Origin of the sequence: Clostridium gallinarum, assembly GCF_014836325.1 — a bacterium.
In the GTDB taxonomy this organism is placed as follows: domain Bacteria; phylum Bacillota; class Clostridia; order Clostridiales; family Clostridiaceae; genus Clostridium; species Clostridium gallinarum.
Map to the genome: position 1 here is coordinate 1 of NZ_JACSQZ010000089.1, position 7,512 is coordinate 7,512.

The following is a 7,512-nucleotide window of genomic DNA, read 5'->3' on the forward strand; positions in this document are numbered from 1 at the left end:
ATTTTATATATTAATAATATTCTTAATTTATAATGTTTTATATATATTAAGAATATTTGAATTTTATCAATATTTAAATTAATTATTTAATTTTGATATTTCTATAATATTATATAAAACAGAGGGAGGAATATTTATTTTTTGTAAACGTTGAAACAAAACTTTAAATATCTTTATTTAATAATTTATTTCTTATTTCTAAAAACTTTAAGCCTTAGACATAATTACTCCTATATAATAATCAAGATACACATTTTTTTAAGAAATTATGATTATTATATTATTGTAAACTCTAAGGCTTTAGAAAATTAATTTACATTTATATACTTACTCTATAATTCTATTGATCAAATCACTGGCAATTAATTCTGATTTAGAAGAACCTTTTTTAAAACATCTAACTTGCTTATAGTTTACACCATTTAAATTTAAATCAACTATATCTATTTTTTCTGCCTCATATACTATTGGATCTTTTCTTCCTTTTAAAAATATAGAAATTTTCATATATACAACTTCCCTTCTTAAAATAAAAATAGTGTTATAGCACAGTACCACTATAACACTATTTTTATTATTTTTGTATATTATTATTTAAAAATATTAAAAGGTTTACCAACTGGTAAGAACACTCTTCCAAAGTGTTTATTTAATACATTTGCTCCGCAACCATAAAATGAAACTATTGCTATTCCTAATTCAGAATAAGCTGCGATATTATGAGCTAAATGAGGAATTATATTAAACGAATTTAATGTTAATCCTATAAATAAGAAATCTATTAATACGAATATAATAAATAAAACTTTATTAGTTTCCATAGATCCAATAGTCATAAATACAGTGAATATTAAGTAAGATAAAAATGCAAATCCTAATTGTTTTGTATCTGCAGCAGCAGCTAAGTTATCTCCAAAAGCACCATTTTGTATTAACCATGTCATTCCCATAGCATACCAGAAAAATGCATAAGCTCCAAATGCAGTTGCTCCAAATGTATTGTTGTGTTTAAAATCATTTAAGCATGCAACTAACTGAGCAGTTGCTCCTAAAAATATAGCCCATGGTAAAACCAAAGAAACCCCACTTGTTAATCCTAATTTTTGTGATGATGCTACTAATGTGATTACCGCTAATCCAAATAATCCTAATGCTGAAGGATCAGCAACTACTATTTTTACGTCCTTTGTTCCTTCCATAACTTCCTCCTACGTATAAAAAATAACCTTTAAAAGATTATCAAATAAATCAACACTTGTCAATACATCAACAATATTTTAATATATATTTTTAATACTTAAGCTTAGCTATATTTAAATCCTCAGAAAGATTTTTTAAACTATACATTATTATTACATAATCGAAATTATTACTTTCAAAAAAACTATTAAAATTAGTTGAAAAGCTTCTTAAATCAACAATATAAGTTTCACTATAATTATTAATTATAAATTGCACAAAAGAATTAGCATAGGAATCTTTTATTATTAATACTTTTGAATTATTACTTATATTATTATTTTTTATTAAAGTAACAGCATTATTTCCTCTTAAAAACGCAGAATATTTATCACTACTACTCCACTTATCATTATCGTTTATATTGCCAACTCTATCTCCATTTATATAGACATCAATATTATCTATATTATAATAATTAATTGTATCAGGTTTGGCATTAAACTTTTTGCTTTTTGAAAAATAAGTTCCATAAAAGTTAGGAACTTTATTTTCTTTTAATTCATTTATTTTAATAGAATTTATATTATTCAAACTACAATATTCTAAATAAGCTAAATAAGCCCCATAAGAAGTCCAGTGATGATCAGTTTTATAATAGATATACCTCTCTTTATTTTCAATTAAAGTATCTACTATATCTATAGGTTTAACATTTTTTAAGTTTGAAAGCTCAGAGTATATATTATTTATATAACTTTTCTCATCAATCAAATTTACTCCATAAGGTAATAAGTCTTTATATATAGTAAATGACTCTGGTATTATCATTAAATTAAAAGAAGAATTATATCTAGATATAAACTCTTTTATTATATCAACGTTCCTATTTAAATTTTCTTCATCTATTTCCTGAAACTTATCAAAAAGAAAATCATTATCTCCATATATAATATTATTATTTTCTTCTTTACCTAAAATATTTTCAGAAAATGATTTTATATTAATCCAACTGTTTCTAAATATAAACTGATCATTAATATATCTATCATAATTATCAAAAAATCTTCCATCTATAAGAGCACTATAATATAGCTTTGGTTTTTGAGCTAAAGACCGATTTTCATATTCAGAAAATAGATTATCTTTATTAAATATATCTAAAATAGTGAAAGTTAATATTGTAGGTATAAATAAAATCATAAAAGGATACTTTTTTATATTATTTATTTTTAATTTCATATACTATCTCCTCCACTATTTTCTAAAATCTAAAATATAAAAACGGATTGTAAGTACTGTCTACTAAATATGCTATTGATATAATAAATAATAAGAATATAATAACTACTCTTATACTTTTATTTAATTTATTATATACTCTTAACACTAAAGGTGTAGATGAAATAATGCAAACAATCAAAACTATAAAGTAGTTTTTAAAGTAATAAATCCATTCTATAGAATAACTTAAAGTGAACATTTTCTTTAAATAAAAAATTAGTGTTTTTAAATCATCTATTGCAAATATACACCATCCAATTAGCAAAAAGAAAATGGTATATATATGAGATAATACTATATGCTTACTTAAGAAATCTTTAATAAATCTACTCTCTATATAAACCAATACAAAGAAATATAATCCCCATAAAATAAATGTATATTCAGCACCATGCCAAAATCCCGTAAAAAACCATAGTATTAATAGGTTAAAAAAGTATCTAAACTTCCCTACTCTATTTCCACCAAGAGGTATATAAATATATTCTTTAAGCCACGAACTTAATGTTATATGCCATCTTCTCCAAAATTCTCTTATACTTCGAGAGATATACGGAAAATTAAAATTCCTAGGGAAAGTAAAGCCAAGCATTCTTCCAAGACCAATTGCCATAGAGGAATATCCACTAAAATCAAAATATATTTGAAAAGAAAAAGCTAGTATTCCTAGCCATGCAAGTTGCATAGTTATATCGTTAATATTCTTACTATATATTTCAGTCCATAAAATACCTATGTTATTAGCTAGCAATACCTTTTTAGCTAATCCTATTATAAATAGTTCTATACCTTCTTCTATATTATCAAAATTAATTTTTCTATTTTCACTTTTTATTTCTTTATTTATATCACTATATTTAACTATTGGTCCTGCTATAAGCTGTGGAAATGATGATACAAAGGCTCCAAAATCAATTATATTTCTTTCAGCTTTTATGTCACCTCTATATACATCTATTGAATATGATAATGTTTGAAAAGAGTAAAAGCTTATACCAAGTGGTAATGTTAAACTTAATTTATTAATAGATAATCCTAAAATTACATTAATATTTTCAATAAAGAAATTACAATACTTAAAAAAGAATAAGGATCCCATATTAAACAATATAGATATAAGCAATAGATATCTGCATTTTTTTCTGTCTTTAAAGTTCTTTTCTATATTTATACCAACAAAGTAATCTACAAGTATAGAGGCTATCATAATAAAAAAATATTTTGGTTCACCAAAAGAATAAAATAAAAGACTTCCTGTAAGTAAAACCAAATTTCTATATTTTGTTGGTGAAATAATATAGATTATAAAAAAGATAGGTAAAAATCTAAATATAAATAATAGACTACTAAAAACCATAAAATACTCCTAAAATATAATTTTTTTAAAAAAGCTAGATAAGTTATTCTTATCTAGCTTTTAATTTACTATTTATTCAAAACATTCATTAACTGCATCTTCTGCTGCTTTAACATCTGCGTTTATTAAAAGTATAACATAATTACCTTTTTCAACTAATACTGCATTTTCAACTTTTTCTTTTTGATCTGGTAAGTAGGCATTATTCTTTTCTGTATCTAACATTTCTTGTAATGCTGCTTTAACAGATTCTACCTTACCATCCTTTGCTTTTACTATTGCAGTAATATCAGCAGAATTCATAATCATAGCCTTAGTTATAGCATATTCTTCTACATCATCTAAATTTATTGTAGTTAAATCTGATACTGTTGTATCATCTAGTTCCATAGGCATTTGCATTGGAGCCTTTTCTACAACGTTATTAACTACATCTTTAACAGATATACCTTCTTTTAAAGATGGCGATTTAGAACCACATGCAACTAATGAAGCACACACTAACATCCCACATAATATTTTAGTTATTATTTTCATAATTTATCTCCTTTTTAATTGTATGTATTTCACGTAAATTATACTATATCAATTAAGTTATTAAAAGAAATTTTTAAGATTTTTTATATTCCTGTATCTTTTTATTTAAATCCTCTAAATATTCCAGCCTTTCATATTTAAATAAAAGTTCTTCTTCTAGGTCTTCTTTTTCTTTTACTAATTCATTTAAAAGTCCATAGTTACTAGAGTTTTTAAGCATTTTTTTATCTAAAGCTTCTATATCTTCTTCAATTTTAGTTATAACATCATATATCTCTTCAAATTCCTTTTGCTCTTTAAAAGTAAACTTAGGTCTTTCATCTTTATTTTTATAACTCTTATCAATAGATTTTTTAGTATTTTCTTTAACTTCAAACTTTTCTACATTTTCGTATTCTTTATTTATTAAGTAATCACTATAGTTACCTGTATATTCTTTTATTATACCATTTCCTTCATAAGAGAATATTTTATTACATAATCTATCCAAGAAATATCTATCATGGGATACTATAATAACAACTCCCATAAATTCATCTAAAAAGTCTTCTAATATCTTTAATGTTTCTATATCTAAGTCATTTGTAGGTTCATCTAAGATAAGGACATTCGGAGATTCCATTAAAACTCTAAGTAAATGCAATCTTCTTCTTTCACCACCAGAAAGTTTTTCTATCTTAGTATATTGCATAACTCCATCAAATAAAAATCTTTCAGCTAATTGAGATGCTGTTATAGTATAACCATCTTCAGTTGGAATATTTTCTCCACCTTCTTTTATATAATCAATGGCTCTCATATCTAAATCCATATGAGTATTCTCTTGAGAAAATGTTCCTATATATACAGTATCACCTATTTCTATACTTCCATTGTCAGGTTTTAGATTACCTACTAACATATTAACTAAAGTAGTTTTCCCTACTCCATTCTTACCTATAATACCTATTCTATCAGTTTTAGTAAAAATATAATTAAAGTTATTTATTAGATTTCTATTTTCAAATGTTTTAGAAATATTACTAACCTCGATTATTTTTTTTCCTAACCTTCTACCTATGAATGGAATTTCAATATCATTTTGTGTTTCAACATATTCAGTGTTAACTAAATCATCAAATCTTTGTAGTCTTGCTTTTTGTTTAGTAGTTCTAGCCTTAGCACCTCTTCTTACCCATTTTAATTCTTTAAGAATAAGCTTTTGTCTTTTTTCTTCTTTAGCAGCTTCTATTTGTAATCTTTCAGCTTTCTTTTCTAAAAAATCACTATAATTTCCTTCATATTGATAAAGTGTGCCTCTATCTAATTCTAGAATTTTATTCGTAACTCTATCTAGAAAATATCTATCATGAGTTATCATGATTAAAGCACCTTTTCTAGAATTTAAGTATTCTTCAAGCCATTCTATAGATTCGGAGTCTAAATGGTTAGTCGGTTCATCTAATACTAAAAGTTCGCAAGGCTTTATTAAAGAAGAAGCAAGAAATACTCTCTTTTTTTGTCCCCCAGAAAGTTCACCCATTTTTTGATTAAAATTTGTTATTCCAAGTTTTGTTAATATAGTTTTAGCTTCACTTTCTAAATCCCAAAGGTTTAATGTATCTATTTTACTTTGAACTTCAATTAATCTATCATTTAAACTAATATCTTGTAAAACTTTTTCTAAAAGTTCTTCATACTCCATTAAAAGCTTCATTTCTGGAGTATCACCTTTAAATATTTGTTCTAATACAGTTGAAGTAGAGTCATATTCTGTATTTTGAGATAAATACTCTATTCTTATATTTTTAGCTTTAGTAACAATTCCATCAAAGAACTCATCCCTACCTGTTAAAACTTTAAGTAAAGTTGATTTACCAGCACCATTAAGACCTATAAGCCCAATTTTATCTCCATCATTTATATTTAAATTTACATCCTTTAATAAAACTTTTTCACTATATGTTTTATTTATATTTTCTAATGTTATTAAATTCATATATTTCTCCTTATGTGTTCTATAGTCTAAGTATATTTTAATCAAAAAAATAGGCTTATACAACTATAAAAGCTGATAAGCCTATTTTTATTATAAAATTTCTTTTAATTCAGTTTTTTCAAGTAATTTAAATACTGGTACTCCTACAATAGTAATTACAACAAATTCACCAAAACCTACTTGTAACATTGTAATAAGTAATGGTAAACTTGCTGATATACTTACTACCCATCCAACTATAAGTCCATTAAATATAGTTGGCCATAATGAAGCAACGATTAAAGCTAAGTTTCTATTTTTTATTAATTTAGATGTTTGATACATAGCTAAAGCACTTAAAAAAGTTGCTAATGTTCCAAATATAATATCTAATAAACCAAGACCTCCTAATATATTAGCTATTAAACATCCTATTGTTAAACCAGTAATATATACTGGGTTTATAAACGCTAATAACATTAACATTTCTGATACTCTAAATTGTACTGCTCCATAACTAATTGGTGCTAATATTAGTGTTAAAGTTGCGTAAATAGCAGCAATTAAAGCTGTTCTAACTAATTTCTTTGTAAAATTTTGTTGCATAAATATTCCTCCATTTTAAATTTAATAAAATAAAAGGTACTTATAAAAATAAGCACCTCAAAAAATAGTAAATTTAATAAACTTATATAAAGTAAAAAAGTAGAGGCATTAAAAAAACCTCTACAAATAAGATCACACTTAATATAAATTGCAATCAATTACCGTAGTTTTATTTATAGACAGGAGGTTTCCGAACTGTCTTATTCAATTTACTTCATAAGTATATTGTATAAATTATAAATTGTCAAATAGTTTTAATTCATTATAAACTGTTCAATGTTTTTAAGTTCCTTAAATTTATTTAACCACCAATCTCTATACCATAATCTATAAAATTTAATATTATTTTCTTTATAATAGCTATATGAGAAAATATCTCTAATTTCTTGTTTAAACTCTCCTTCACTATAAGAAGAAATTTTAATAATTATTTTTTTATCACTATTACTAACTTCTAAATAATCACTATAAAAATTAACTTTCAAATTAGGATTTTTATTTATTAAATAATTCTTTATCTCTTTGTATATTGAGATATAATTCTCATTATATTTATTAGAACTATTTAAAGATATTTCATTAATTGTATCAA

Annotated in this window: 8 protein-coding genes; all 8 read right to left on the bottom strand. The window is 24.1% G+C overall.

The features are described from left to right. Window positions 1-327: 327 nt before the first annotated feature. Complete coding sequence (locus H9660_RS15210; protein ID WP_191751232.1) at window positions 328-507, bottom strand: hypothetical protein; 180 nt, start codon at window positions 505-507, stop codon at window positions 328-330. 83 nt (window positions 508-590) lie between these two features. Further along, entirely contained in the window at window positions 591-1,199 is a 609-nt protein-coding gene (locus H9660_RS15215) for an acetate uptake transporter (RefSeq protein ID WP_191751233.1), read from the bottom strand. A gap of 91 nt (window positions 1,200-1,290) precedes the next feature. After that, on the bottom strand, window positions 1,291-2,421 hold the full coding sequence (locus tag H9660_RS15220) for a DHHW family protein (RefSeq protein WP_191751234.1): 1,131 nt from the start codon (window positions 2,419-2,421) through the stop codon (window positions 1,291-1,293). 22 nt (window positions 2,422-2,443) lie between these two features. Further along, on the bottom strand, window positions 2,444-3,820 hold the full coding sequence (locus H9660_RS15225; protein ID WP_191751235.1) for an MBOAT family O-acyltransferase: 1,377 nt from the start codon (window positions 3,818-3,820) through the stop codon (window positions 2,444-2,446). 72 nt (window positions 3,821-3,892) lie between these two features. Further along, window positions 3,893-4,357, bottom strand: a complete 465-nt coding sequence (locus H9660_RS15230; RefSeq protein ID WP_191751236.1) for a DUF4358 domain-containing protein — start codon at window positions 4,355-4,357, stop codon at window positions 3,893-3,895. 73 nt (window positions 4,358-4,430) lie between these two features. Further along, window positions 4,431-6,335 (bottom strand): ABC-F family ATP-binding cassette domain-containing protein, encoded by a 1,905-nt coding sequence (locus tag H9660_RS15235; protein WP_191751237.1) that lies wholly within the window; start codon window positions 6,333-6,335, stop codon window positions 4,431-4,433. A 90-nt stretch (window positions 6,336-6,425) separates the two neighbouring features. Further along, window positions 6,426-6,920: a QueT transporter family protein gene (locus H9660_RS15240; RefSeq protein ID WP_191751238.1), complete on the bottom strand. Its 495-nt coding sequence runs from the start codon at window positions 6,918-6,920 to the stop codon at window positions 6,426-6,428. 254 nt (window positions 6,921-7,174) lie between these two features. Further along, a partial coding sequence (locus tag H9660_RS15245) for a hypothetical protein (RefSeq protein WP_207729502.1) occupies window positions 7,175-7,512 on the bottom strand: 338 nt, incomplete at its 5' end.

Excerpts from the sequence above, each read along its gene's own strand:
- H9660_RS15225 (WP_191751235.1), bottom strand. The coding sequence starts at position 3,820 with ATGGTTTTTAGTAGTCTATTATTTATATTTAGATTTTTACCTATCTTT.
- H9660_RS15210 (WP_191751232.1), bottom strand. The coding sequence starts at position 507 with ATGAAAATTTCTATATTTTTAAAAGGAAGAAAAGATCCAATAGTATAT.
- H9660_RS15220 (WP_191751234.1), bottom strand. The coding sequence starts at position 2,421 with ATGAAATTAAAAATAAATAATATAAAAAAGTATCCTTTTATGATTTTA.
- H9660_RS15215 (WP_191751233.1), bottom strand. The coding sequence starts at position 1,199 with ATGGAAGGAACAAAGGACGTAAAAATAGTAGTTGCTGATCCTTCAGCA.
- H9660_RS15235 (WP_191751237.1), bottom strand. The coding sequence starts at position 6,335 with ATGAATTTAATAACATTAGAAAATATAAATAAAACATATAGTGAAAAA.
- H9660_RS15230 (WP_191751236.1), bottom strand. The coding sequence starts at position 4,357 with ATGAAAATAATAACTAAAATATTATGTGGGATGTTAGTGTGTGCTTCA.
- H9660_RS15240 (WP_191751238.1), bottom strand. The coding sequence starts at position 6,920 with ATGCAACAAAATTTTACAAAGAAATTAGTTAGAACAGCTTTAATTGCT.